Origin of the sequence: Rhizobium quercicola (genome assembly GCF_021168455.1) — a bacterium.
Lineage (GTDB): Bacteria > Pseudomonadota > Alphaproteobacteria > Rhizobiales > Rhizobiaceae > Ferranicluibacter > Ferranicluibacter quercicola.
This window is the reverse complement of sequence record NZ_JAJOZR010000016.1, coordinates 64,668-87,844: the sequence shown is the minus strand read 5'-3', so window position 1 is coordinate 87,844 and position 23,177 is coordinate 64,668. Positions and strand designations below refer to the sequence as shown.

24 protein-coding genes are annotated in these 23,177 nt (G+C 59.1%); 12 read left to right on the top strand and 12 right to left on the bottom strand.

The genetic code is table 11. The features are described 5' to 3' along the window. Positions 1-74: 74 nt before the first annotated feature. Positions 75-662 (top strand): dual specificity protein phosphatase family protein, encoded by a 588-nt coding sequence (locus tag LRX75_RS20905; protein ID WP_420851245.1) that lies wholly within the window; start codon positions 75-77, stop codon positions 660-662. Here the strand turns inward: LRX75_RS20905 and LRX75_RS20900 are convergent. The 6 genes from LRX75_RS20900 to LRX75_RS20875 all read right to left on the bottom strand — a co-directional run bounded on the left by LRX75_RS20900 (position 659) and on the right by LRX75_RS20875 (position 5,972). Then, positions 659-1,372 carry a phosphatase PAP2 family protein gene (locus tag LRX75_RS20900; protein WP_231816576.1) on the bottom strand — a complete coding sequence of 238 codons (714 nt, stop codon included), beginning with the start codon at positions 1,370-1,372 and terminating at the stop codon, positions 659-661. The two genes, LRX75_RS20905 and LRX75_RS20900, sit on opposite strands and share 4 nt — an antisense overlap. Before the next feature lie 41 nt (positions 1,373-1,413). Then, complete coding sequence (locus tag LRX75_RS20895) at positions 1,414-1,767, bottom strand: response regulator transcription factor (protein ID WP_231816575.1); 354 nt, start codon at positions 1,765-1,767, stop codon at positions 1,414-1,416. Positions 1,768-1,780: 13 nt separating this feature from the next. Further along, a complete protein-coding gene (locus LRX75_RS20890; protein WP_231816574.1) occupies positions 1,781-2,164 on the bottom strand; it encodes a diacylglycerol kinase in 384 nt (127 codons plus the stop codon). After that, positions 2,154-3,809 carry a phosphoethanolamine transferase gene (locus LRX75_RS20885; protein WP_231816573.1) on the bottom strand — a complete coding sequence of 552 codons (1,656 nt, stop codon included), beginning with the start codon at positions 3,807-3,809 and terminating at the stop codon, positions 2,154-2,156. The genes LRX75_RS20890 and LRX75_RS20885 overlap by 11 nt, the downstream gene beginning before the upstream one ends. A gap of 149 nt (positions 3,810-3,958) precedes the next feature. Continuing rightward, positions 3,959-5,581: a phosphoethanolamine transferase gene (locus LRX75_RS20880; protein WP_269456296.1), complete on the bottom strand. Its 1,623-nt coding sequence runs from the start codon at positions 5,579-5,581 to the stop codon at positions 3,959-3,961. Between the two features lie 157 nt (positions 5,582-5,738). Further along, positions 5,739-5,972: a COG4705 family protein gene (locus LRX75_RS20875; RefSeq protein ID WP_231816571.1), complete on the bottom strand. Its 234-nt coding sequence runs from the start codon at positions 5,970-5,972 to the stop codon at positions 5,739-5,741. A 357-nt stretch (positions 5,973-6,329) separates the two neighbouring features. Here LRX75_RS20875 and LRX75_RS20870 point away from each other — a divergent pair, with 357 nt between their 5' ends. Beyond that, entirely contained in the window at positions 6,330-6,605 is a 276-nt protein-coding gene (locus LRX75_RS20870) for a hypothetical protein (RefSeq protein ID WP_231816570.1), read from the top strand. A 150-nt stretch (positions 6,606-6,755) separates the two neighbouring features. Here the strand turns inward: LRX75_RS20870 and LRX75_RS20865 are convergent, their stop codons facing one another. Then, entirely contained in the window at positions 6,756-7,073 is a 318-nt protein-coding gene (locus LRX75_RS20865) for a substrate-binding domain-containing protein (protein ID WP_269456290.1), read from the bottom strand. Between the two features lie 126 nt (positions 7,074-7,199). On the opposite strand from LRX75_RS20865, the gene LRX75_RS20860 reads away from it, so the two are divergent. The 6 genes from LRX75_RS20860 (at position 7,200) to LRX75_RS20835 (ending at position 12,798) form a co-directional block, all read left to right on the top strand. Next, positions 7,200-8,087 (top strand): LysR family transcriptional regulator, encoded by an 888-nt coding sequence (locus LRX75_RS20860; protein ID WP_165137444.1) that lies wholly within the window; start codon positions 7,200-7,202, stop codon positions 8,085-8,087. After that, the gene (locus tag LRX75_RS20855) at positions 8,084-8,710 is read left to right on the top strand and encodes a uracil-DNA glycosylase family protein (protein WP_081177383.1); all 627 of its coding nucleotides are present in this window, start codon (positions 8,084-8,086) and stop codon (positions 8,708-8,710) included. The genes LRX75_RS20860 and LRX75_RS20855 overlap by 4 nt, the downstream gene beginning before the upstream one ends. Positions 8,711-8,773: 63 nt before the next feature. Next, positions 8,774-9,916 carry a TDT family transporter gene (locus tag LRX75_RS20850; RefSeq protein WP_231816569.1) on the top strand — a complete coding sequence of 381 codons (1,143 nt, stop codon included), beginning with the start codon at positions 8,774-8,776 and terminating at the stop codon, positions 9,914-9,916. A 65-nt stretch (positions 9,917-9,981) separates the two neighbouring features. Beyond that, a complete protein-coding gene (locus LRX75_RS20845) occupies positions 9,982-10,602 on the top strand; it encodes a DsbA family protein (protein ID WP_231816568.1) in 621 nt (206 codons plus the stop codon). Between the two features lie 421 nt (positions 10,603-11,023). Next, positions 11,024-11,425: a DUF305 domain-containing protein gene (locus LRX75_RS20840; protein WP_231816567.1), complete on the top strand. Its 402-nt coding sequence runs from the start codon at positions 11,024-11,026 to the stop codon at positions 11,423-11,425. Then, positions 11,422-12,798 carry a YVTN family beta-propeller repeat protein gene (locus LRX75_RS20835; protein WP_231816566.1) on the top strand — a complete coding sequence of 459 codons (1,377 nt, stop codon included), beginning with the start codon at positions 11,422-11,424 and terminating at the stop codon, positions 12,796-12,798. Before LRX75_RS20840 ends, LRX75_RS20835 begins: the two co-directional genes overlap by 4 nt. A 99-nt stretch (positions 12,799-12,897) precedes the next feature. On the opposite strand, the gene LRX75_RS20830 is transcribed toward LRX75_RS20835, so the two are convergent. The 4 genes from LRX75_RS20830 to LRX75_RS20815 form a co-directional block, all read right to left on the bottom strand. After that, a complete protein-coding gene (locus LRX75_RS20830) occupies positions 12,898-13,677 on the bottom strand; it encodes an anti-sigma factor family protein (protein ID WP_231816565.1) in 780 nt (259 codons plus the stop codon). Then, entirely contained in the window at positions 13,674-14,180 is a 507-nt protein-coding gene (locus LRX75_RS20825) for a sigma-70 family RNA polymerase sigma factor (protein WP_231816590.1), read from the bottom strand. The genes LRX75_RS20830 and LRX75_RS20825 overlap by 4 nt, the downstream gene beginning before the upstream one ends. Positions 14,181-14,237: 57 nt before the next feature. Next, positions 14,238-14,708 (bottom strand): nuclear transport factor 2-like protein, encoded by a 471-nt coding sequence (locus LRX75_RS20820; RefSeq protein WP_231816564.1) that lies wholly within the window; start codon positions 14,706-14,708, stop codon positions 14,238-14,240. A gap of 205 nt (positions 14,709-14,913) precedes the next feature. Next, positions 14,914-15,927 (bottom strand): LacI family DNA-binding transcriptional regulator, encoded by a 1,014-nt coding sequence (locus tag LRX75_RS20815; protein ID WP_231816563.1) that lies wholly within the window; start codon positions 15,925-15,927, stop codon positions 14,914-14,916. Positions 15,928-16,043: 116 nt separating this feature from the next. Here LRX75_RS20815 and iolG point away from each other — a divergent pair, with 116 nt between their 5' ends. From iolG to LRX75_RS20795, 4 genes are read left to right on the top strand one after another with little or no spacing between them, the layout of a single operon-like run. After that, positions 16,044-17,051 carry an inositol 2-dehydrogenase gene (iolG, locus tag LRX75_RS20810; RefSeq protein ID WP_231816562.1) on the top strand — a complete coding sequence of 336 codons (1,008 nt, stop codon included), beginning with the start codon at positions 16,044-16,046 and terminating at the stop codon, positions 17,049-17,051. A gap of 26 nt (positions 17,052-17,077) precedes the next feature. Next, complete coding sequence (gene iolE / locus LRX75_RS20805) at positions 17,078-17,992, top strand: myo-inosose-2 dehydratase (RefSeq protein ID WP_231816561.1); 915 nt, start codon at positions 17,078-17,080, stop codon at positions 17,990-17,992. A 23-nt stretch (positions 17,993-18,015) separates the two neighbouring features. Then, positions 18,016-19,188 (top strand): Gfo/Idh/MocA family protein, encoded by a 1,173-nt coding sequence (locus LRX75_RS20800; protein WP_231816560.1) that lies wholly within the window; start codon positions 18,016-18,018, stop codon positions 19,186-19,188. 29 nt (positions 19,189-19,217) lie between these two features. Then, complete coding sequence (locus tag LRX75_RS20795) at positions 19,218-20,264, top strand: Gfo/Idh/MocA family protein (RefSeq protein ID WP_231816559.1); 1,047 nt, start codon at positions 19,218-19,220, stop codon at positions 20,262-20,264. 348 nt (positions 20,265-20,612) lie between these two features. On the opposite strand, the gene LRX75_RS20790 is transcribed toward LRX75_RS20795, so the two are convergent. Then, positions 20,613-23,150, bottom strand: a complete 2,538-nt coding sequence (locus tag LRX75_RS20790; RefSeq protein ID WP_231816558.1) for a methyl-accepting chemotaxis protein — start codon at positions 23,148-23,150, stop codon at positions 20,613-20,615. Positions 23,151-23,177 lie beyond the last annotated feature (27 nt).

The following is a 23,177-nucleotide window of genomic DNA, read 5'->3' as shown; positions in this document are numbered from 1 at the left end:
TTCAGGTGCCTGTCAGTTTCAGATCGCATGGTTCGCACACGCCAACCTCAGCTTTCTCAAAGGGCTGACCTCCCATGTTCACCAAACGCAGGCATCTTCGGTCCCGTCTTATGAAGACGTTCGGCATCTCCGTGGCAGCAGCAGGCATCTGCTTGGGCGGATACCTCGGATATCTCCAGTTCAGCGGCAATTTTCACACGGTCATCGAGGGCCAGCTCTACCGATCGGCCCAACCGTCAGCGGTCAGCCTAGAGAGCTATGTTCGACGTTACGGTATCAAGACTGTGATTAATCTCCGCGGCCCCGAGCGCAGGGAGCATTGGTACACAGAGGAGATAGCGACCTCGAGCCGGCTCGGCATCGACCATGTCGATTTCGCCATGTCCGCTTCTCGAGAGGTTACACAGGAGACTGCCGACAAGCTGGTAGAGATCATGAAGAACGCTCCGAAACCGATCCTCATCCACTGCAAGTCCGGCGCGGACCGCACCGGCATTGTGTCGGCGCTCTACAGCCATAAGATCGCGGGACACGACGAAGAAATGTCGGAAGGTCAGTTGTCGATCGCTTTTGGACATATCGGCATTCCCTATCTCTCCCAAGCATTTGCCATGGACCGGAGCTGGGAAGATCTCGAGAAGCAGGACCCCACCAAAGGCTAGTTGGCTTGGTCCGAAGGTGCGAGCAGGCGCCGAGCGAGATACCAGCAGATAAGCGCCCAGGTCGCCCCAGCGCACCAACCACCCAGCACGTCCGTCGGATAATGCACCCCGAGAAGCACGCGGCTGCTTCCGATGATCAACGTCAGGAACACGCCCGTGGCCAACATGAAGACCCGCGCCGCACGCGTCGGCTGATGCCGTGCCAGCAGGCCGCCGAGCGTCAGATAGGTGACCGCCGATAGCATCGCATGTCCGCTCGGGAAGCTGAAGTCGTTGATGTCGACCAGATGCGGAACGATATCGGGGCGCTGGCGCGCGATGAGGATCTTCAGGGTCGTGCTCAGGAGCCAGCCGCCGGCGATCGCCAGGAAGACAAAGAGCGCCAGGGCCTTCCGGCGCACGGACAAGAGGTAGAGGACGGTCAGAAACGTTGCCAGGCTCAGCACGGTCACGCCACCCAGACTGGTGATGTCGGTGGCCGCATGGGAAACCCATGCGGAACCGATGGTTCGTGTGAGGTCTCCGGGCTGGCGGAGCGCCAGCAGCACCGTCTCGTCAATACCCTTCGTGTCACCTTCAAGGACCTCGTCCGCAAGCCACTGGAAGAATAGCACGCCGCCGGAAACGACACCGAAGATCATCAACCCGAGAGGCTCGATGCCTTTCAGACGTCCGACAACATCACGCAACGCGGCAGGAAGGCTTGGCATTGGCTCTCTTTCATCATTTGCTATCATTAGAGGGCAGCGTTTCAGGTCGTGACGGCCGTCAGACTGTGGGCGAGCCGCGCCAGGCTGAAGGGCTTCGTGAGAAAGTCGGTTGCGCCGCATCGCAGCGCTTCCATCTGGTCTGTTGTCTGGTCGAACGCCGTGAGCACGACGACAGGAACCGAGACTTTCGCTGCCCTCAACGCCTGTAGCAGAGCCAGCCCGCTGCCATCGGGAAGCCTGAGATCGAGAAGGACGACGCCGAAATCACTGCCCGCGGCGGCCGCACATGCCTCGCCAAGTGTCGCGCACCAGACGACCGCGTGACCCATCGCGATTACGTGGTCGCGGATGGCCTCTCCGAGAATCACGCTATCCTCGACAAGGAGCACCTTCATCGATCAGAGCCTGTCATCTCATCACCGTCACGTAGACCGAACTACAGAGAAAAATGACGTTCGCCGAGATCAGGCAAAGGACCGCGAACGAGCCGAGGTCTTTCGCATGTTTTGCTGTCGTCGAAATTTCCGGAGAGATGCGATCGACAATTTCTTCGATCGCGGTATTTAAAGCCTCGAAGCCGATCAGGGCAAGAAACAGAACCGCCGCTGCCGCCATCGTCGGAACGCTGACGCCCAGTGCCGCATAGGCGACAATCAACACGACCCCTGCCCCGATCTCCTGCCGGAAAGCGGCCTCCTTCCAGGCGCGAGCCAGGCCGCCGGCCGAGTAGCCGCTTGCGGCGATGAAGTGCGCCATGCCCGTCAGCTTGCGCGGTTGCGTGTCATTGGCCATGTGGTGTTGCCTTTCTGCAGGCAGTGAAGATGTCGAGCGCCGGGTCGTAGACGGTCGTCCGGACATTCATCATGCCAAGGACGCTGTGGAAGAGATTGTCGTGCGACCGCTCCATGCCGGACGTACTTTCGAAGCACGGGCGATCGAGATCCATCGATCGGGAAAAGGCATCGTCCAGCCAGACGAAGAACGGCACGTGGGTCTGAACATCGGGTGCGATGATGTAGGGAGCCCCGTGGAGGTAAAGGCCGTTCTCGCCAAGAGACTCGCCATGATCCGACATGTAGACCATCGCCGTCTGCAAGGTCGCGAAGCGCTTCTTCAATGTCTCGATGACGCTCGACAGGACGTGGTCGGTGTAAAGGATGCTGTTGTCATAGGCGTTGACGATTTCCTCGTCCTCGCAGTTGCCGAGTTCGGCCGTCCGGCAGTCAGGGGTGAACGTTCTGAACGCCTCGGGGTAGCGCAGGTAATTGGTCGGCCCATGGCTTCCCATGGTGTGGAGCACGAGGACGCTGTCCTTCTTGACCTGGTCGAGCCAGGTGTCGAGGCGTTCGAGAAAGATCCCGTCCTGGCACTCGCCCATGATGCAGAAGCGCCCGTCCGCGGTCTTGACCAGGTCGATGAAGGTCACTCGGTCGGCAACGCCCTTGCTGCCCGTATTGTTGTCCCACCAGGCGACATCGGCACCAGAATGTTTCAGGACGTCGAGAAGCGTCTCGGTTCGAAGTCCTTTGTCATGGGTGTAGCCGGCGCGTGTGAGGTTCGAGAACATGCACGGGATGGACACGGCCGTCGCGGTTCCGCAGCTTGTCGTATTGGGGAAGTAGACGATGTCCTGTCGGCTTAGCTCTGGATTGGTATGACGAGCATAGCCCCCAAGGGAAAAATTCTGCGCCCTGGCGGTCTCGCCCGCAACGAGGATCGTGACGCGAGGTCTCTTGTCCGTGGCTGCGACGTCCATGATCCTGGCATCAAGGCCGATCGGCTCCGCACCGACATCGGTTTCGCCGCTCGTCTGCAGCAGAAACTGGGCCGTTCCCACAAGCGGCGTGACAGGATTGAGGCTTTTGACGAGATCCTTGTGCTGCCGGAGCATGGCCGTGAATGGTTTGGAATAGGTCAGGAACTCGCCTGCCGACACGACGAGGCAGAGGACGATCACGGCGAGATTGCGCGGCACCTTCTGGAGATACGGCCGATGCAGGATCCGTATCCACAGCAGTGCTGCGATCGGCAGGACGGCAAACAGCAGCATGTGCAGGGCCAGACCCGGCGTGATCAGATGCTGAGCTTCCGCGGGCGTGGTCTGGGCCGCATTGCGGACCATGTCGTCGTCGATGACGACACCGAACCTGTCCATGAACCATGAGCCGATCGCGGACGCGAGGATCAGCACGATGAAAAATGGCCGGATCAGAAACCTCACAGAGAACGCTGTCAGGAGGGCGATGTGGATTGCAAGCACGATGACGAACAGTCCCGCCACACCACCTGGATGGTCGGCAAGATAGATCCCGGCCTTCGACCAGAAGGTCCGGTTCGTAAGGCAGACCAGGAAAATGGCGACGATGACACTGGTCGTTATGCTGCCGAGCGACGGGCGGGCAAGCAGGTCGGTTACTCTAAATCTTGGGGACGTCACATTGCACCTGGCTGTCTGAGTCAGGCAGTTGCGTCGGCTCCGAAAAAAGGCCGGATACGAACTGCCTCAAGGTGCTACTGACGGGCTATTCTGACAGGAACCTGAAAGCCATCCGCGGGATGCTGAACATCCGCGTATGAGGCAGCCCCCTACGATGCCGCCGAGACTTGCGAGCGGCATGGGGCCAGCACGTCCAGCGAGCGGTCGTAGACATTCGTCTCGACATCCATCATTCCAAGCACAGTGTGGAAGAGGTTGTCATGCGAGGCAGGCGCATCGGCGATGCCCTTCACACAGCCAAGGTTCAGTTCCGTGACCTCCGTATACGAGTCCGAGAACCAGGTGATGAACGGCACATGTGTCTGCTGGACCGGTGCGAACATGTAAGGTGCCCCATGGAGGTAGAGCCCGCTTTCTCCCAGCGACTCCCCGTGATCCGACATGTAGATCATGGCACCGTTCACCGTTGCCTCGTGCTTCTTCAGGAGCTTGATCACCTCGGCCAGATTGTGATCGGTATAGAGGATGGTGTTGTCGTACGCGTTGACGATCTCCTCGTTGGAACAGTCCGATAGCTGTGCCGTGCGGCAGTCGGGAGTGAACCGACGGAAGAGTTCGGGGTAGCGCTGAAAATATGCAGGACCATGGCTGCCTGCCTGATGCAGGACGATCGTCGTGTTCGTCGTCACCGCCGCCAGCTTGCGGTCGAGTTCTCCGAGGAAGATTTCGTCCAGGCATTCGCCATCATGACAGAAAATAGAGTCTTTCTGGCGTGTCATGCTCGCGAAACTCACGAGATCGGCAATACCCTTGCTGCCGGTGTTGTTGTCCCACCAGACGCTTTCAATGCCGGCCCGGTGAAGCACATCCATGAGTGTGTCGGTGGAGCGCGCCTTGCGGTCCGTGTACTCGGTCTTCTTGTAGACGGAAAACATGCAAGGCAGGGAAACAGCAGTCGCCGTTCCACAGCTCGTCGTCTGCGTGAAACTGACAACTCCGAGAGCTTTCAGTTCAGGATTGGTCTGACGTGCATAGCCGTTCAAGGAAAAGTTCATCGCGCGGGCCGTCTCCCCGGCAATGATTACCGTGATGAACGGCTTGTCCGACTTTGCAATGACCGGACCTAGTCTGGCATCCAGGCCTATCGGCGCACGCACGACGCCTGCATCACGATAGACGCTGACACCCAGCGATATGGCCGACGTGATTGGTGAAAACGGGGTCAGCTTGGCCATCATGTCCCGGTGCTGGCGAATGTTGGAGGAGATGCCTGAATAGTTGGCGAGGACAAGTCCGAGACACCCGAGAAGCAGAAGTGTCACGACGACGGTGTTGGCAACCAGCATCTTGAGGAAGGGGCGGTGGCGCACACGGACGAGAATGACAAGAACGGACGGCAGGATACCGAACAGTAGGACATGCAGCAGAAATGGAAGCGTGACCAGGTGCCCGGCTTCCTGCGGCGTCGTCACAGCCACGTTCCTCAGCATCTCCTTGTCGATGATGATGCCGAAGGTGCCCGTGAAATACGATGCCACCGCTCCGGCAAGGATAATGAACACGAGAGCGGGTTTGATGACATATCGGGCGGAAAGAAGAACAAGTCCTGCCGCGACCAGCAAGGCGATCGCCAGGGCAAAGCCGTAGAAGCTTGCATGGAACCCGCCGAACACTCTGAAGGCGTCGTCGAAGAACGGGAGATTGAGTGTCACTAGTAGATAGATGGTCACAAGGAAGCACAGAGGGATGCTTCCGACGGACGGCCGTTTCAATGGTACGAGAGACAAGAACGGCTCCGGGATGGGAAAGGATGCGATGCCCTCTGATCGGCTTCGATCCTGACAGCGGCCTGAACGGGTGACTGGCTGCTGGTCGAACACCCATAGAACATCGCTGGGCGGACTGGGTGAAGTTGAAACCCAGTCCGCCTCATCCGATCTTACGCCAGGGCTCCAGGGAGAAGCGGGTCCGTGCAGCAGACATCGTCGAGATGACGAGAGCGAGAACCAGCAGGCCCAGCGTCACCACGGAGGCCGCGCCGCGGAAGAAAATCATGCCACCCTTCTCCAGCGGCTTTGTGAGAAGGTCGCCGAATGTCGCACCGAACGGATGCGTGAAGATGAAGGCAATCCAGAACAGAAGGATGTGGTTACCACTGGGCATCAATGCCCGTCGTGCCGCTTCGGGCTGGCTGCAATTCCGTCCTGCGTGCCTCGGTTCTGACCAGCCCCCATATTTTCGGAGGCGATGGCGACACTCGACTAGAATCTCCTCCTTGATCCAAGGGTGCGGATTACGCGACCGTTGTCCATCGTGCCAGCGAGGGATTACTGCCTTAGCTCAGCCACGGCTTGTCGGCCAGCATATCTGCACCTCTTGCGCTTATGACCTACGGCGGGCATCCAAGGTGCAGTGACAATTGAAGCGCACTACTTTGAACAGATACTTAATAGCTCTCTCGGTACAGTGGCTAATACCCCGGGGACGAACAATCCGCTGAAATGGCCTTGGCGACGAGATTTGATCGCAGTTCTACCGACTATGTCGGTTTCCAGCCTTATGCGCTTGTTCGAGCGCTTCATCCCCGACGACGCCTATCTGGATGAGGACTTCATCGATTCCGTTATATCGGATGGGCAGTATGGAATACCGGAAGGCCTGGTGTATGGCGTACCTGTGATGCGCAAGGACGGTGAATATAGCGTCGTTGAAGGTCTCGATCTGGTCGGGTTTCAGAAGAGTATACTGGAGAAAATGAGAGAAGAGCTCGTCGGCGAGCGCGATGCCCTATCCTGATATGGCGGGATGGGGAGGCTGGCACAAACGTGTGCGGAGGGTGGACACCTATTCTCCGCAAAATTTCGGAGAAGAGGCGCTTCAGAAGAGGCGAATGCAGCCACGACGATCAGCGAACTGCAGCTTGACGGGCCGGTTCAATTTTATCTTTCATACTCCGGTTCGACCGCCGAGCGGTTCGACACCGGCATCCTTGATCTGGCCGCACATCGCCTTCACGAAATCCGACATCATCGTTTCGGAGCCGCTGAAGATCAGGTCGGCATTGTCTTTAGCCTTGCCGATCCATTGCGGCGTCGGGCCGGCGGTAACGATAACCTTGTTGCCGGAGCTTTTCTTGAAGGCGGCTGCCGCCTCCTTCATGGCAGGGAGTGGTCCACCGGGACCATAGACGTGGATATCGGCGGCAAGCGTTGGTGCTGTCGTAGCGACAAGCATCGCCGCGCCGGTGATGATGGATTTCAGCATGGTATTTCCTCCGTGTCTGGTAGGAGAAAACTAGCGCCATTCTGCATCAGTTCCATCGCATAATTTTGCTACGAACATTCGGAAAAATCGATTATAACTCGGAGCAGATTCAAGGTTGCTATCTTCATGACCCTCGACCAGTTGCGCATCTTCGCCGAAGTCGCCCGCCAACAGCACATCACCAAGGCTGCCAAAGCGATGAACATGACGCAGTCGGCCGTCAGTGCTGCGGTCATCGCGCTTGAGGAACGGCACGGCGTGGCTTTGTTCGACCGGATCGGTCGTTCTATCGTCCTAAACCAAACCGGAACGATCTTTCTCGAGCATGCACTTCAGGTCTTGGCTGAAGCGAAAGCCGCCGAGTCTGCGCTAAGCGACCTTGCCGGACTTTTGCGCGGGGAATTGTCGGTTATGGCGAGCCAGACTGTTGGCGCCTATTGGCTGCCCTCCAGGCTTGCGACTTTCCACGCACGCTATCCTGGTCTCGGTCTCGACGTCAGGATCGGCAATACCGAGGCGGTAGGCGACGCGGTTGAGGCAGGGCGGGTTGAGCTCGGCGTTGTAGAGGGCGCGGTCGACAGACCGGCCTTGTTGTCGCGCATGATCGCCACGGATGAGATGATCCTCGTCGTGTCGCCAACTCATCCATGGGCCAAAGGCAAAAAGCTCGGAAAGGCCGATTTTGAAGACGCGACATGGGTTCTTCGCGAGCCCGGATCGGGAACACGGCTCGCCTTCGAGACGATGATGACGAAAGAGAAATTGAAGCTGCAGGCGTTGAACGTTGCAATTGTCCTGCCCGGAAACGAGGCCGTGCTCGGCGCAGTCGAGGCCGGCATGGGGGCAACACTGACATCGCGAAGTGCTGCCCAGACCGAACTCAACAGCGGCCTGCTGGTCGAGGCCAATGCTTCTCCGCTTCCGCGCCCATTCTTCCTGCTCCGGCATAAGGAGCGGTATCGCTCCAAGGCGGCCGATGCGTTCGAAGCCCTGTTGTCGGAACAGACACGATGACCTATCGCGGACCTGATACGCTCTGGCACGAGCATCGACGCGAGGAGCGGTTGGCCGCGCTTGACAGCGCGCATATGCAGCCATTGAACGCCTTCCGGGAGCACCTTCAGCTTAACTCCGACCGGGATATGCCGAACTTCGATCCATACGATGGCGGTATCAGCGCAAGACTGCTGATCCTTTTGGAGACGCCTGGTCCAAGTCCGGTCGAACGCGGCCGGCGTTTCGTTTCGATCGATAACCCGACCGGCACGGCGAAGAACCTGCGCACGGCGCTGACTGGCGCAGGGATATCGCGCCGAGACATCGTTCTGTGGAATACGGTCCCGTGGGTCCGCGCAACCCGAGGCTCGATCGTGGCCAGCGAGCGGCGCGAGGGCATCATGGGACTTGCAGGCCTTCTGCCGCTGCTGCCGAACCTACGTGTCGCCATCCTGGCGGGCGCGGTGGCGAGCGGTGCTGAAGGGGTACTGGTGGATGCCGGCATTGAGGTGATCCTCTGCCCCCATCCGAGCCCGACGCTGATCAATACCTCGCCGACGCTGCGCGACCGCCTTCACGCGGTTTTCGAAGCTGCCGCCGCAAAACTCGATCAATCGAAAACGGCGATCGAAATATCCTGAACTATGCGTTGGAACTGATCGATGTACCCACGTATTTTCTCCTCAACGATCAGGAGAAATTCGATGCACAAGGTTGTTGCCTTCAAGAGGCCGGTCACGCCAGCCCCGGACGTTCCCATGCAGGGCTATGTCATACGGAACTTTACGCCAAATTGGTTCGCGACCACGATGGGCACCGGCATTCTTTCGGTCGCTCTCGCACAATTTCCTGGGCATCCGTGGCTTTTCGCGATCGGTCAGGCGCTTTGGCTCTTCAATATCCTGTTGTTTGCCACCTGCACAACGCTCTACACGGCACGCTGGCTGCTCTATTTTCATGAGGCAAGCCGCGTCTTCTCGCATTCTGTCGTGTCGATGTTTTTTGGCTGCATCCCGATGGGACTGGCCACCATCATCAATGGCTTTCTGATCTACGGCATCCCGCATATCGGCGACACGGCGGTGGCGATCGCAACGACGCTCTGGTGGATCGACGTCACACTGTCGCTGGCCTGCGGTCTTGCAATCCCGTTCATGATGTTTACGCGCCAATCGCACTCGATCGACCAAATGACAGCGGTCTGGCTGCTGCCGATCGTGGCGAGCGAGGTGGCGGCTGTCAGCGGTGGCCTGCTTTTGCCCCACATCGCCGACGCTCAAACGCAGTTGACGGTGCTGATGACCAGCCTGGTGCTATGGGCCTGCTCGGTTCCGCTGGCCATGAGCGTGCTCGTGATCCTTTTTCTGCGCATGGCGGTCCACAAGCTTCCGCATGTCAACATGGCCGCCTCGAGTTGGCTGGCTCTCGGCCCGATCGGAACCGGTGCCCTTGGTCTTCTCGTCATGAGCCAGACCGGACCCGCCGTGTTGTCGGCGAATGGATTGGCAAGCGTTGCTCCGGCCTTCGGTGGCGCCAGCTTCCTCGGCGCGATCCTCCTGTGGGGCTACGGCATCTGGTGGCTGGCGACTGCTGTCCTGATCACCCTGCGCTACCTTCGCGAGGGCCTGCCATTCAATATCGGCTGGTGGGGCTATACCTTCCCGCTTGGCGTGTTTGCCGTCGCCACGCTTCGTCTCTCAACGATGGTGCCGATGTCGTCTATCGCAATCTTTGGCGCGGTTCTTGTTATTGCACTTGTCTGCATGTGGCTGCTGGTCGCGGCCAAGACGATCAAGGGCACTCTTGACCGCTCGCTCTTCGTCTCGCCCTGCCTCAAGGCCGACTGATGATCGAAACACTCCGGCATTGCTCATGCCGGGGTGTTTTTTCTCGTAACCGAACAGGAGAAGACATGACGTTTCGTATGATGGCCGTGATCGTCGGCATTGCTTTGGGATGCGTGACATCGGCCAAGGCCGAACCCTTGCAGGATTTGATGAACCCGGCCGTATTCCAAGACAGCTTCGTTGGCGAGAAGACCGCTCCAGTGACGCTTGTCGTCTATTCCTCCCCAACCTGCAGCCACTGCATCGACTTCCATGAACGAGACCTGCCGAAACTGCAGGATACATATGTCGCATCGGGTAAGTTGAAGATCGCTTACCGGCCCTTCGTGCGAAACTCGGTGGATGCCGTTATCTTCATGCTGGCGAATGCGCGGGGCCGAGACAAATTCGACGAGACGGTATCGTCCTTCATGTCGAAATTCGATGAGATTGCCGGCGCCGCCAATGCCGAGGATGCTTTGCGCGAGATCGCCGCTAACATGGGCATCGACCGCGCGGGTTTCGATCGCGCTGTCGCCGATCAGGCCTATCTCGACAAGCTCAATGCTGCGACAACCGAAGCGAACAAAAAATTCGGAGTCGCCGGCACGCCATCGTTTTTCGTCAACGGCCAACAGGTTCGGATTAAAATGAGTTTCAACGAGGTCACCAAAGCAGTCATGAAAGCCACCGCCAGCTTGGAGTGAAACCAAAATCTGAGAGTGGCGGAATTCCCTGTAGAAAGTTTTCCTACGATCGACCAGGCTGGTTTTCCTCTGGAAAGACGCACGACTGGGCGCCGTCGTCGAACGAATTAGAATGTCTGCTTTTTCGCCCTGTTCCAACCGGCCGTTCATTCTCCATACCGCAATCCGCTGAGGGTATCGCCCTCAGACATCGTTCAAAGACAGATTGGATCCAACGCGCGTGATCCTCTTGGCGGCATATGAGCAAGCCGCATTTGGGCACGCCTCGAGTCAAGATCCGCCTTCCATAATTATTAGCGCTGACCGGCACAGTACCGCGCGTGCCAACCGCTCACGCCGACGTGAGAACAAATACGGATGAGCAGTGGAATAAACGGCGGCCCACAGCGTTCTTACTCACTCAAGCCAAAAGGATTCCACCATGCGCGTCTACAGTTTCGTACTTGTTGCCAGTTTTGCCATTGTGGGAAGCGCAACTGCTGAGCAGTCCCACGACCACCAACCGGCGATGAGCATGGAGGATAGCGGCCCTTCAACTGCGTTCTCGAAAAGCATGAAGGTGGCCATGGACAAAATGCATGCCGGCATGATGGCGGTACCCGAAACAGGCAATCCAGACCACGATTTTTTGGCGCAAATGATCCCGCATCACCAGGGCGCCATCGACATGGCCAAGGCCGTGTTGCGCACCACCCAAGATCCGCAAATCCGAAACCTCGCCCAGTCGATCATCACAGAGCAGGCTTACGAAATTCAGTTGATGAATTCGATGCTCACACAACAGCGCGGCTCCGTCGCCGCCAACCCGGAGACTTCGAAATGAAACGTTCCGCAGCCCTGCTGATCGCCTTTATGGCGAGCACCCCCGCCTTTGCCCTGTCCGAACCCGAAGACCGAGTGTATGCAGCCGACCAGAACAGCAACACCGTATCTGTCATCGATCCATCGACCAACACGCTTCTCGGCCTGATCAAGCTCGGCGACCCACGCCCGAACGTCTTGAGCCCCCTCTACAAGGGTGAGGTCAACGTCCACGGCCTTGGCTTCTCGCCGGATCACCGCACCATCGTCGCCGTCTCGACGGTGACCAATTCCGTGACCTTCATCGATACCGCTACAAACAAGATCAAAGGCGTCGCCTATATCGGCCGCAATCCGCACGAGGCTTTCTTCACCCCGGATGGCAAACACGTCTGGGCAACCGTGCGCGGCGAGGATTACCTTTCGGTCATCGATGCGAAGACATTCAAGGAGACCGATCGCATCAAGACCGAGAGCGGTCCCGGCATGACGATCTTTACGCCAGACGGCAAGCGCGCCTTTGTGGCCAACAGCTTCAATCCGGTCGTTCAGGTGTTCGATGTCGCGTCGAAAAAGCTGCTTGCATCCATTCCGGTGGTCTCGCCATTCTCGCCGTTCATTCAGGTGACGCCAGATGGAAAGGAAGCCTGGCTAACCCACAAGGATGTCGGCAAGGTGACGCGGATTGATACCAAGACATTGAAAGTTAAGGGCGTGATCGATAGCGGTCCGATCACCAACCATCTGGCGTTCGCCAAAACATCCGCCGGAACTCTGGCCTACGTGACTATCGGCGGCGAGAACGTCGTAAAAGTCTACACGCTGGACGACGAGGCCAAGCTGATAGCCACCATTCCCGTCGGTGCCTTGCCGCACGGTGTCTGGGGTTCGGGCGACGGCAGCCGCGTCTTTGTTGGCCTCGAAAATGGCGACGCGGTGGACGTGATCGACACGCAGAAGAATGAGAAGATCGCCCATATCCCCTCCGGCCAGGCCCCACAAGCGCTGATCTATGTTCCGGATGCGGTCCCGACAGGCGACGGTCGCCAAAACCTTGAACCACGCAAGGACATGCCGGAGAACATCACACTTATGCTGAAACCTGCCGCAGATGCGCAAGGCGGCGGCATGGTCGTCTCGCGCAATCTTGGCCTGATCGATATCGTCGAGCTCAGCGTATCGAAATTGAAGCCGGACACGGCCTATTCCCTGTTATTCGAAGGTCAGCCGGAACCGATCATGGCGTTCAAGACGGATGCCAAAGGTGCTGCCATGGCATCGGCCACCAGTCCGACCCGCTCCATCGTCAACCCGGGCGAAGCCTCCAAGACACCTAGGGTTATCCTCGTTGAGGGAACAGAACCGTCAGAAACTCCGGTCTTGCAGGGCAACTAACAGTTCGGCTGCCTGTTATAGGCAGTCCAAAAACGAGTTGACTGCGGTATTCGTACAATGCCGCAGTCGTTTTTGACATCGCATGAGATTGACCCGGTTTCAAATCATTCCGTGATAGATCGCAGTTGCGATCGGTAGGAGCTTTGCCCGATCGACCGAGGCGGATACCGCGAAATCGAACCCCTGATCCACCCAGACAAAGCTGGACACGCCGTTTTTCTCTTCAAACGTGAACGCTGTCTGCGCTGATTGGCCGGCGCGTAGATAAACGGCCAGCCTCTCGCCTTTGTCATTCTCGTACATGAGTTGTGCAGCCGCAGCGCCACCGCCCGGAAGGACGCGTCCGCCGAGCAGCTTATACCCGAATGCCGAAAGGTTCGGTGGCGTCAGTGCCCGGCCGGATCGCTTCGACAGCCATGTGACCAGATGTGCCTCGTCATCCGCTCCAACTTCGACCGGATGGGCGACTTCGACCACGAAGGTCCGATAGGCGTCAGATGCGTTCGCGGCAAAACCCGCCTCGGACAATCGCGCTGTGTTGATTTGCACGCCTTCAGGCTTCAGCCACCAGCCACCGACCAGCCCTATTCCCAGGAAGATGCAAGCGGCCATGGCCGAGCGAAACCAGCCTTGTCTTCGCAAAGCTGCGTTGGACTGGAGGTTGGCGATGCGCAGCCGCGCGGGAATGGGCTCTGCGAATTTTTCAGACAGCCGCACGCGCAAAGCTTCCCGGTCCGCAGCCTGTTCCGTGACCCTTGCGCTCGCTTCTGGATGGCCAGCAAGATAGGCGTCGACAAGCGCCTGACGGTGAGGCGGCAGCTGTCCGTCGATGTAAGCCTGAAGATCATCTTCGCCGATCGGCGAACCGGTGTTCATCATTTTACCCTTCGCAAGGTCACGGGCGTCCTGTTGTCGAGGATAGATCGGAATTTCTGCCTGGCGCGCGACAGCCGCGACATTACGGTTCCGACCGGCACACCGATGACGGCGGCAGCCTGCTCATAGGACAGATCCTCGACGCCAACCAGAAGCAGTAGCGATTTCTGATCATCGGAAAGCCTATCGAGCGCTTCGAGTATATCGCGCACGGCAATGCCATGATCCTGATCGGCTGGCGATCCGGGGAGCGTGACGGTATCGAGGTCGTGGTGTGGCCCGCGGCGCTGGGATTGCCGTCCAGCCGAGATGTGCAGGTTTCGCATGATGGTAAACAGCCATGCCCGCAGGTCGCCATCGGTCCGGCGCAGATACCAGCGCGATATCGCACGCTCAAGGCAATCCTGCACGAGATCGTCGGCGCGGTTGTGATCATGCAGAAGCGCGAAGGCATAGCGTCGCAATGCCGGTATTTCCGCCTCCAGTCGCACCGCCATTGTCGACATCATCAGCCCTTCGGATCGGTGGCCATACCGGGGACGCCGGCATGGCCACCCGTCGCCTTACTTTGCCGGTGGGTTGACCTGCCAGATTTCGTCGACAAGTTTTCCGTCACGATAAGTCATGATATAGAGAACGGGAACCTTGTTCTTGCCAGCGAAGACGACATTCGCTGCAACGGTCGCGCCCTTTGGGTTGGCTGCCTCCCAGACGTCGCCGACCGCGGCAGCCTGTTCGCCCTGTGCCGTCGAGAATTTGGTCCAGACTTCAGCGATCGCCTTTTCCGACGCGTAGGTGCCGTCGAGCGGACCACCGATCCAGGCAAGGGAAGGATCCTTGCCGTAGTCCTTGGTGATTGTCGCGACATCGCCCTTGGCAATCGCTTCGATACGGGTTTTGGCCATGTCCATGGCAGGGCCGGCAAGTGCTGCACCGGTAGACACGAGAAACGCGAGCGGCAGAGCCATCAGAATTGAATTGCGCATAGTGTGATCTCCTTGTTGAAGTGACAGGAGAGAGACGCTGGCAATCACGCGGTATTCCACCGGCCTGAAAATATTTCGCTCTTTCCCCCAAGCGATGCAGCGAGGAACTGGATCGGCGCCGACACCAAGTCAGGCGATGTCTTAGCGCTGTTGGACAATCGATTCATTCATCGCCTTGATACGATATGAACCAGTGACCAGCGTAACGTCCAAGTCTCGGATCCAACAATCATTACCCTGGCATCATGGCCTTTCACGCGTTCTCGATCATATAAATATCGATCGGCGTGACGAGGGATACGGGGGGATGGTCGTTCCTGCCGAAATAGGACGCCAGTGCCTGAACGGCGGTTTGCACTTCGAGTTCGGGTCGTTGGTCGATGATGACATCGATCAGGCCTTGGCGAATGAGCTGGCGACGGTCGTCGGTCAGTTCGTGCGTGATGAAAACGACCTCGTCGGCGCGTCCGAGTGTCTTGAGCGCCGTCACAACCGTCTGAGCGCCGGCGGAAGCGTTGTAGATGCCGCGGATTCGAGGATTTCTGCGCAGGGCGTCGAAGACGAGATCGCCTGCCGTTTCGGCGCGTTCCAGACTCTCCAAAACGTCCGTCACCCGGCAGTTGGGATAGCGTTCGCGCAATACAGCGCGAAAGCCCATCTCGCGCTCCTCATGACCGATCATGCTCAGCATGCCTGATATGATGACGATTTCGCCGCCTTCCCTGCCCATCAGGCGCGCCATCAAATCTCCGGCGACCCGACCTGCTTTCCGGTTGTCAGGCCCGATATAGGCGATGCGGTCCGCGTCGCGAATATCGGTGGCAAGCGTCATGACGGGCTTGCCCTGCCCGCCCCAGGCTCGAAGAGCAGTCGCGACATCCTCGTTCTGGGAACTGACGATGATCAGCGCATCGCAATGAGCGCCCAAAGCGTGGATCAGCGCGACAGTGGCGGCGGGGCGGACCGGGTCGATGTGATGAACCTGAAACTGCAGGTTATACTGCGGGTAAAGTCGCGTCGCCGTCTCAAAACCATCCTGCACGACCGCGTGGAACGGATTTGCACGCGACTGAAGAAGAACGGCGACACGCAGCGTCCGCGCAGCGCGCGGGTCGATCACGCGGTTGATCTTCAGCCGTCTCGCCTGTTCGAGAACACGCCGCTCCTTGTCCGGGCTCACTCCGCCGCGCCCGTTGAGGACACGATCGACCGTGGCCAGCGACACGCCGGCGGCGATGGCGAGATCTCGCGATGTCGGCTTGCCCACGGCATACCCCGTTTGAGGAGATCTCATCAAGATCGACGTATCACCTCATTAGCACCGCGCTAGACTGCCGACAACGAATGAGGCCGAAACGGCTCGCGTGGATCGGGAGGATCTTCATGCTAAATCTCGCCGTCTTCGGTGCAGGGCGCATCGGGCATGTGCATGCGACGAACGCCGCAAGCCTGCCCTCGATTCGGGTGCGCTATCTTGTCGATCCCATCGAGAGCGAGGCGCGCTCGGAGCTTGCGGAAAAAGTCGGCGCCGACATCGTCGAGGCTGCGCAGGTCTTCGCCGATCCGTCGATTAATGGTGTCGTCATCGCGAGTTCGACGGACACGCATGCCGCTCTGCTGATCGAGGCCGCGCGTGTCGGCAAGGCCATCTTCTGCGAAAAGCCTGTGAGCCTCGATTTCGCTACGGTCGAGACCGTGACGGATGCGGTGGAGCGTTCAGGTGTGCCGTGCCTGCTTGCCTTCCAGCGCCGCTACGATCCCGATTTTCGGTTTGTGCGAGACCGCATTTCGGATGGCACTTCGGGACCGCTAGAACACATCGTCATGCACACGCGCGATCCAGCACCCCCTCCCCGCGCCTATGTCGAGCGTTCTGGCGGCATGTTCCGGGATCAGGCGATCCATGACTTCGACATCGCGCGCTACCTGCTGGGTGAGGAGATCGTCACGGTCTACGCCGTGGGCAATTGCCTCATCGACCCCGAGATCGGCGAAGCTGGCGATATCGATACGGCCATGGTCACGCTGACCTCCGCATCCGGGCGCTTCGTCCAGATGATCAACTGCCGCCGTGCACCCTTTGGTTACGACCAGCGCCTCGAAGCCCTATGCGCCCATGAAGTGCTCTATGTCGAAAACCGGCCGCAGCGCGGGGTCCTCATCGCCGATGCCGATGGATTCAGGGCCTCCCCGCCGATGAACTATTTCATCGAGCGCTTCTCGACGGCCTATCGCGCCGAGATGTCCGCGTTCATCGACCTGATCCGGACCGGCGCCGAACCGCTGGCGACGATCCGCGACGGTCTGGAAGCGCAACGGATCGCGGAAGCCGCGGTGAAATCCGTCGCCACCGGCCTGCCCGTCCGGATCGGCTCCAACTGGCGGCCCTGACACAGTCCTTCATACCGGAGACCATGATGAGATCTGAAACCCTATCGGCGCTTCCTCCTGCAGTCCGCCTCGCCGTGAGCCCTTTGTCCTGGGCCAATGATGTGCTGGAGGATCTTGGCGCCGATATCCCGGTCGAGACCTGTCTCGATGAGGCCGGCCGTGCGGGCTACGACGGTGTGGAGCTTGGTCGCAAACTTCCGCGCACAAAAGACTTGCTGGCGCCCCTGCTCGACAGCCGGAAGCTGTCGCTTGCCTCCGGTTGGCATTCCGGTCAACTCGCCGAAGGGAGCGTCGAGGACGAAATGGCCGCCGTCGCGGCCCATGCCGATCTGTTGCGCGCCATGGGCTCGACGGTCATGGTCTATGGCGAAACGGCCATGATGACGCCGGGCGCACCTCTCGATGCGCCGATGTCGCAGAGGCGCCAACTTCCCGGAGTGGATGTCGCGGCCTATGCGGCAAGACTCACCGACTTCGGCACGAGGCTCGCCGACACTCACGGCCTGACGCTCGCCTATCATCATCATCTCATGATGGTCGCTGAAACGTTCGATGAGATTTCGATGATCTTCGACGCAGCAGGGCCGTCGGTCGGGCTTCTCCTGGATACAGGTCACGCCGCGGCGGCGGGCTTTGCCTACACCCAGCTGATCGAGCGCTTCGGCGACCGCATTGTCCATATTCACCTGAAGGATGTCCGCGCGCCGATTCTCGACCGGGTTCGTGCCCATGACCTGAGCTTCAATGACGGCGTGCGGAGCGGCATGTTCACGGTGCCGGGCGATGGCAGCCTCGATTTTGCGCCACTGGCGCGCTTCGTCCGGGAGAGCGGCTATCGCGGATGGCTTGTGGTCGAGGCGGAGCAGGATCCGGCGATCGTGCCGCCCCTGCCGGCCGTCACTGCGGCCTTTCACCATATCCTGGCGCAATTTTCGGCCTGATGGCCGCCTTGAGGACAACGACGATGCCAAAAAAGACGCTGAATATCGGTCTGATCGGCTCCGGCTTCATGGGTCAGGCCCATGCCGACGCCTATCGTCGCGCGGGCATGCTCTACCGGGATCTGCCGGCGATCCCGCATCTGAGCATGCTCGCCGATGTCACGAGCGAGCTTGCGGCCGATGCCGCCAACCGTTTCGGGTTTGAGCGGAGCACCGGCGACTGGCGGACGCTCGTGACTGATCCCGACATCGACGTGGTCGACATCACTTCGCCCAACGCGATGCACCACGAGATGGCGCTCGCCGCCATTGCCGCGGGCAAGCATGTCTATTGCGAAAAACCGCTCTCTGTGACGCTGGCGCAGGCCGAAGAGATGGCCGAGGCGGCACGGAGGCAGGGCGTGAAGACCATGGTCGCCTTCAACAATATCAAGACCCCTGCCGCGATGCTCGCCAAAATCATGATCGACCGCGGCGATATCGGCACGCCGATGCGGTTTCGCGGATGGTTCGATCAAGGCTTCTTCAACGATCCGGACCTGCCGTTTTCCTGGCGATGCACACGCAAGGATGCGGGCTCGGGAGCGCTCGGGGATTTGGGAAGCCATGTGATCTCGGTGGCGCAATATCTGGTCGGCGATATCGATCAGGTCATCGCGCAGACGCAGACCTTCTTTCCGACGCGGCCCGTGCCGCAAAGCGGTTCCGGCTATGGGGCGACGTCGGACACGGATGCGCCGCGCGCGACTGTGGAGAATGAGGACCAGATCCAGACGCTGATCCGCTTCAGGAGTGGTGCGGGCGGTACGATCGAGGCATCGCGCGTCGCTGCCGGCAAGGTCTTCGGCATCTACTGGGAGGTTTCCGGCACCGAGGGCACGATCATCATGGATGGCGAGCGCTTCAACGAGTTGAAGATCTCGCACTTCACCGATCCGAAACCGGACCGCGGTTTCAAGACCATCCTTGCCGGAAGCCAGGTGCCGCAGTTCGGCGCCTTCTTCGGGTTCGATTTTGCAGGCGGCGGTCTCGGCTATTTCGACGTCAAGGTTATCGAGGTCCGCGATCTCATCGAGGGCATCTGCAACAGCGCGGACTGTTTTCCGAACTTCGACTTCGGTCTGGCCAACGAACGCATCATCGACGCGATGGAACGCTCCGTCGAGACCGGGTCCTGGCAGAAGACCGCCGGCTGACGCGCAATTGACGAGAAGGAGGAGCCCTCATGTCTTTCCCAGAAACACTGCCTCTGCCCCGGACCCGGCCGCCGATGGAGGCACCCCCGCTTCGCTGGGGTATTCTCGGCTCGGGATGGATCGCGGCGAAGTTCGTGGAGTCGGTTCAGGCGCATACGCGCCAGACGATCGCGGCGGTCGGCTCCCGATCGCCTGAGGCCGCCGAAGGGTTTGCGGCGACCTGGCAGGTTCCTCGCGCTTACGGCAGTTACGAGGCACTCGTCGCCGCGGACGATATCGACATTATCTATGTCGCCACACCGCACAACAGGCACCATGAGCATGCCATGCTGGCAATCGCGGCGGGAAAGCATGTTCTCGTCGAGAAGCCGGTGGCACTCAATCACGCGCAGGCAGCGGACATGGTGGCGGCCGCGCGGGCGAAGGGTGTGTTCTTCGCCGAAGCGCTCTGGACCTATTTTCTCCCGAAATTCGACGTGATCAGCCAAGTCCTCGATGCCGGCGTCATCGGCGACATCCTGTCCGTCTACACGGACTATGGCGAGTACCTGCCGCGCGAGCATCGGATCTTCGACGCGACGCTTGCAGGCGGGCCCCTTCTCGATCTCGGGACATATCCCGTCTCGCTTCTCGCCACGCTTCTGGGCACGCACGAGCGCATCGTCGGCCTCGCCACGCCGGACCCGGCCGGTGTCAACGGACAACTCTCCGTCGTCGTCTCCAATAAGCGCGGCGCTCTCGGCACTATGTCGACCTCGCCTTACGGTTTCAGCCCGACGAACGCGGCGATCATAGGCAGCCGAGGCACGATCCGGTTCGAGACGGAGTTTCACCTGCCGGGCAGCTTCGAGGTCTGGTCCCTCGATGGCACCCGCCGCCTCCGCTACGAAGAGCCGAGAGGCGCGCATTTCGAGGGGCTTTTCCATGAGGCCGCCGAGATCGCCTTGGCTCTTGCGGAAGGAAAATTGGAGACCGCCTGCCGACCGGCCGAGGCATCGCTTGCCACCATGCGGCTGCTCGACGGCATACGGCACGCGCTTGGTATCGACTTCACGCAGGCAGGACTGGTGGAATAGGCCTCCGTCAGTCCTGACAAATCTTTTCTGCCAAGAGTAGGTGGATCACAACGAGCGCTGAAAATTTTTGCTAACGTCTCAGGCACTCCGGCGGGGAAACTCTTTAGTAATCTATATCGGCTCGAGGGCTTTCGGCATGATGTGGGGAGCGTAGCCAGCTTGCGCTGAGCAATGACTCTTACCTCTCGGCTGAGTGCCGGCTCGTAGGTAGAAGCGGCTTCTCTCGGATCAGTGGTTTAGATACGCCAAACACCAGCGCACGAGGTCCTTTATCGAGAAAGGGATTCAGATGCAGCTTATGTCTATATATTACATACGTTTATCAATTTCTCTCTGATCTAAGCCGTGTTATGCTGCGTAGTTCCTCCTTTCAAAGATATCGTCAGCCGTTTCGGGCAACTTGAATGCGTTGACGATTTGCATGAGCGTTGCTGCCTCGTCAGCCAACAGACGTGTTGCAGCGTTGGTCTCCTCAACCATTGCGGCATTGCGCTGCGTCATCTGGTCCATATCGTTTATGGAAGCATTGACCCCGGAAAGCGCACCCGACTGGTCTTGTGCCGCTGTGGCGATCAGACCGATACGCCCGACCACGGTAACGATGTCTCCAGAAATCGCTGACAGAACAGAACCGGCCTGCTGGACAAGTTCCGCACCGACGGTCACTTCGCGTCGCGACTTGTCAATCAGCCCCTTAATCTGACGTGCCGCACCCGCCGAACGCTGTGCGAGTTCCCTCACCTCTTGCGCGACAACAGCGAAACCCCGTCCAGACTCGCCTGCCCGTGCGGCCTCGATACCGGCATTCAGAGCGAGTAAGTTTGTCTGAAAAGCAATCTCGTCGATAACGTCTATAATATGCACAATCTCGGATGATGCATCTTCGATCCGCCCCATGGCGGTAACAGCTTTGTGGACCACGCTCACGGACGCCTCGGCGCTGTTCTTGGTTTTCAATACGATGTGGTTTACCTCCTGTGTCTGCGCAGCTGAAGCTTTGACGGTCACCGTAACCTGCTCCACCGCCGCGGCCGTTTCTTCAAGCGAAGCCGCCTGCTGCTCTGTGCGTTTCGCAAGATTATCAGCCGCAGCGCTCATTTCTGCTGCATTGCTCTGGATAAGGGCGGTATTCTCGCGCACCTGGCGGATCGTGGTCTGTAGGCGCTCCAATGAACGGTTGAAATCCGTTCTCAGTTGTTCGAGGCGTCCTTGAAAAGCGGTTTCGATCGGGCGCGAGATATCACCGTTCGCAAGACGCTCGAGACCCGCAGCCAGCGTGTCGACAGCGAAAGCTATCTGCAGGTCGATGGCCCGCTTTTCGTCTTCGTTGCGCTGCCGCTCGCTTTCTACCTCGAGGCGCTGAACGGCGCTCGCCTGCTCGATGTCACGCTTCGAGAGGGCGTTTTCCTTGAAGACCCCAAGTGCCCTTGCCATGTCTCCGATTTCATCGAGTCGATGTTCGCCACTAATCTTCGTGTCGAGGGAGCCTTCAGCCAAGCGGCGCATTGCAGTCGTAATCTGACTGATAGGGCCTTTGAACGTGAGCACCAGTCCAATTCCGGCAAATACCGACACAACGACACCAAGGACGGTCGTGCCCAGCGACAATACGTTCGCATCACGTCGGTCCTCACCCGCGCCCTGCTTCTGCCGTTCAGCGAAGGACGCAAGCTGGGCCCAGGCCTTGTCAAGTTCATCGCCTGCCCTGGTGAAACTCATCATGCGTTCCTGGCTGACCTCGACCAGTTTCGCACTCGCTTCCTCGGTCGTATCGAGCGCCGGGGACAGTCTCTGTTCAAGTTCACCGTAGAAAGACGTTCCCGCCGCGTTCAGCTTCAGCTTCGCTAGATCCTTCCGCATCGAAACGAATTCCTGCTTTAGCCGCGCTTGATTTTCTATCGTTGGCTGGAGCAGGAAGCGTGCCATTATGATCTGGAGAGAATAGCCGGACGTCAGCAGTTGCCGACCGTCTGTGAGAACAGCCGCTGCTTTGTCGGCTCGCGCATTCAAATCACCAAACCGTCCCACTGCGCTATTAAGCTTCCGCTCAGCGACAGGTTCAAGCGCTTTCGCTGCCCCTTCAAACCTGCCGATCGCTTCACCAAGTGCCGCTGTCACCTCGTCCGGCGTGTTGGCCAGACCAGAAGTTGTCTCCAGCTTGACCCTGTCCGCTTCCAAGGACTTGATGATTGGGCGATCAACGTCCTCAAGCGACATAGCGACGATACGCAGTCGCTTTTTCATGTCAGGTAGCATTCTCGTCACGACCGAGCGCCTGCCTTCCGCATCCGATGCTTTCGCAAAAGCGGCTGCCGTTTCGGTCAGAAAGGCTTGCGTGCTGCGGATCGACCCCACCTCGCGCAGCAGACCCTTGGCTGCAGTGTCTTCGTCTTGAACGCTACGCTGCACCTTTTTCAATGCCTCGCCGATCGTTGTTCGTGAGGCTACGACTACGCTCAACCCTTTCTGAATTGTTGTCTCCAGATCGATCTTAGTTTCGTTAAGTGACCAGAGCGAATCGACATAGTTTCCCGTGTCAGCGACCGTTTTTTCGGCGTGTTCCAATTCGGAAGCATCCTGGCTTCCCTCGGGAATCTGGTCTCTCATCATTGCAAGCGTATTCCGCTGCTCGGCGACTTGCCTCTTTACCTCATCGAGGCCGGCTGTCGTGGTGTTGGCGATGAAGCGACTCATACTTGAAGAAAGATCGCGAAATCCCGTTAGGGATCGAAGCACGCCGTTCGACAGCTCAATCCTGCTTTGCAATATACCTGAGGCCCAGAGACCAGTTACTCCAACCGCCGTGATGCTTGCGATGAGGGGGACAAGGAGTACCAGAACCTTAGCCTGAACGCTCAGGCGAGACAAAAGTTGATCGATGAACATGACGGCCTTTCGAATCCAGCCGACCGA

What these genes read in the sequence shown, in the direction of transcription:
- LRX75_RS20795 (WP_231816559.1), top strand. Translation starts at nt 19,218, where the DNA reads ATGTCTTTCCCAGAAACACTGCCTCTGCCCCGGACCCGGCCGCCGATG.
- LRX75_RS20860 (WP_165137444.1), top strand. Translation starts at nt 7,200, where the DNA reads ATGACCCTCGACCAGTTGCGCATCTTCGCCGAAGTCGCCCGCCAACAG.
- LRX75_RS20875 (WP_231816571.1), bottom strand. Translation starts at nt 5,972, where the DNA reads ATGCCCAGTGGTAACCACATCCTTCTGTTCTGGATTGCCTTCATCTTC.
- LRX75_RS20835 (WP_231816566.1), top strand. Translation starts at nt 11,422, where the DNA reads ATGAAACGTTCCGCAGCCCTGCTGATCGCCTTTATGGCGAGCACCCCC.
- LRX75_RS20790 (WP_231816558.1), bottom strand. Translation starts at nt 23,150, where the DNA reads ATGTTCATCGATCAACTTTTGTCTCGCCTGAGCGTTCAGGCTAAGGTT.
- LRX75_RS20905 (WP_420851245.1), top strand. Translation starts at nt 75, where the DNA reads ATGTTCACCAAACGCAGGCATCTTCGGTCCCGTCTTATGAAGACGTTC.
- LRX75_RS20845 (WP_231816568.1), top strand. Translation starts at nt 9,982, where the DNA reads ATGACGTTTCGTATGATGGCCGTGATCGTCGGCATTGCTTTGGGATGC.
- LRX75_RS20890 (WP_231816574.1), bottom strand. Translation starts at nt 2,164, where the DNA reads ATGGCCAATGACACGCAACCGCGCAAGCTGACGGGCATGGCGCACTTC.
- LRX75_RS20895 (WP_231816575.1), bottom strand. Translation starts at nt 1,767, where the DNA reads ATGAAGGTGCTCCTTGTCGAGGATAGCGTGATTCTCGGAGAGGCCATC.
- LRX75_RS20830 (WP_231816565.1), bottom strand. Translation starts at nt 13,677, where the DNA reads ATGATGAACACCGGTTCGCCGATCGGCGAAGATGATCTTCAGGCTTAC.
- iolE (WP_231816561.1), top strand. Translation starts at nt 17,078, where the DNA reads ATGAGATCTGAAACCCTATCGGCGCTTCCTCCTGCAGTCCGCCTCGCC.
- iolG (WP_231816562.1), top strand. Translation starts at nt 16,044, where the DNA reads ATGCTAAATCTCGCCGTCTTCGGTGCAGGGCGCATCGGGCATGTGCAT.
- LRX75_RS20825 (WP_231816590.1), bottom strand. Translation starts at nt 14,180, where the DNA reads ATGTCGACAATGGCGGTGCGACTGGAGGCGGAAATACCGGCATTGCGA.
- LRX75_RS20840 (WP_231816567.1), top strand. Translation starts at nt 11,024, where the DNA reads ATGCGCGTCTACAGTTTCGTACTTGTTGCCAGTTTTGCCATTGTGGGA.
- LRX75_RS20865 (WP_269456290.1), bottom strand. Translation starts at nt 7,073, where the DNA reads ATGCTGAAATCCATCATCACCGGCGCGGCGATGCTTGTCGCTACGACA.
- LRX75_RS20800 (WP_231816560.1), top strand. Translation starts at nt 18,016, where the DNA reads ATGCCAAAAAAGACGCTGAATATCGGTCTGATCGGCTCCGGCTTCATG.
- LRX75_RS20850 (WP_231816569.1), top strand. Translation starts at nt 8,774, where the DNA reads ATGCACAAGGTTGTTGCCTTCAAGAGGCCGGTCACGCCAGCCCCGGAC.
- LRX75_RS20855 (WP_081177383.1), top strand. Translation starts at nt 8,084, where the DNA reads ATGACCTATCGCGGACCTGATACGCTCTGGCACGAGCATCGACGCGAG.
- LRX75_RS20900 (WP_231816576.1), bottom strand. Translation starts at nt 1,372, where the DNA reads ATGCCAAGCCTTCCTGCCGCGTTGCGTGATGTTGTCGGACGTCTGAAA.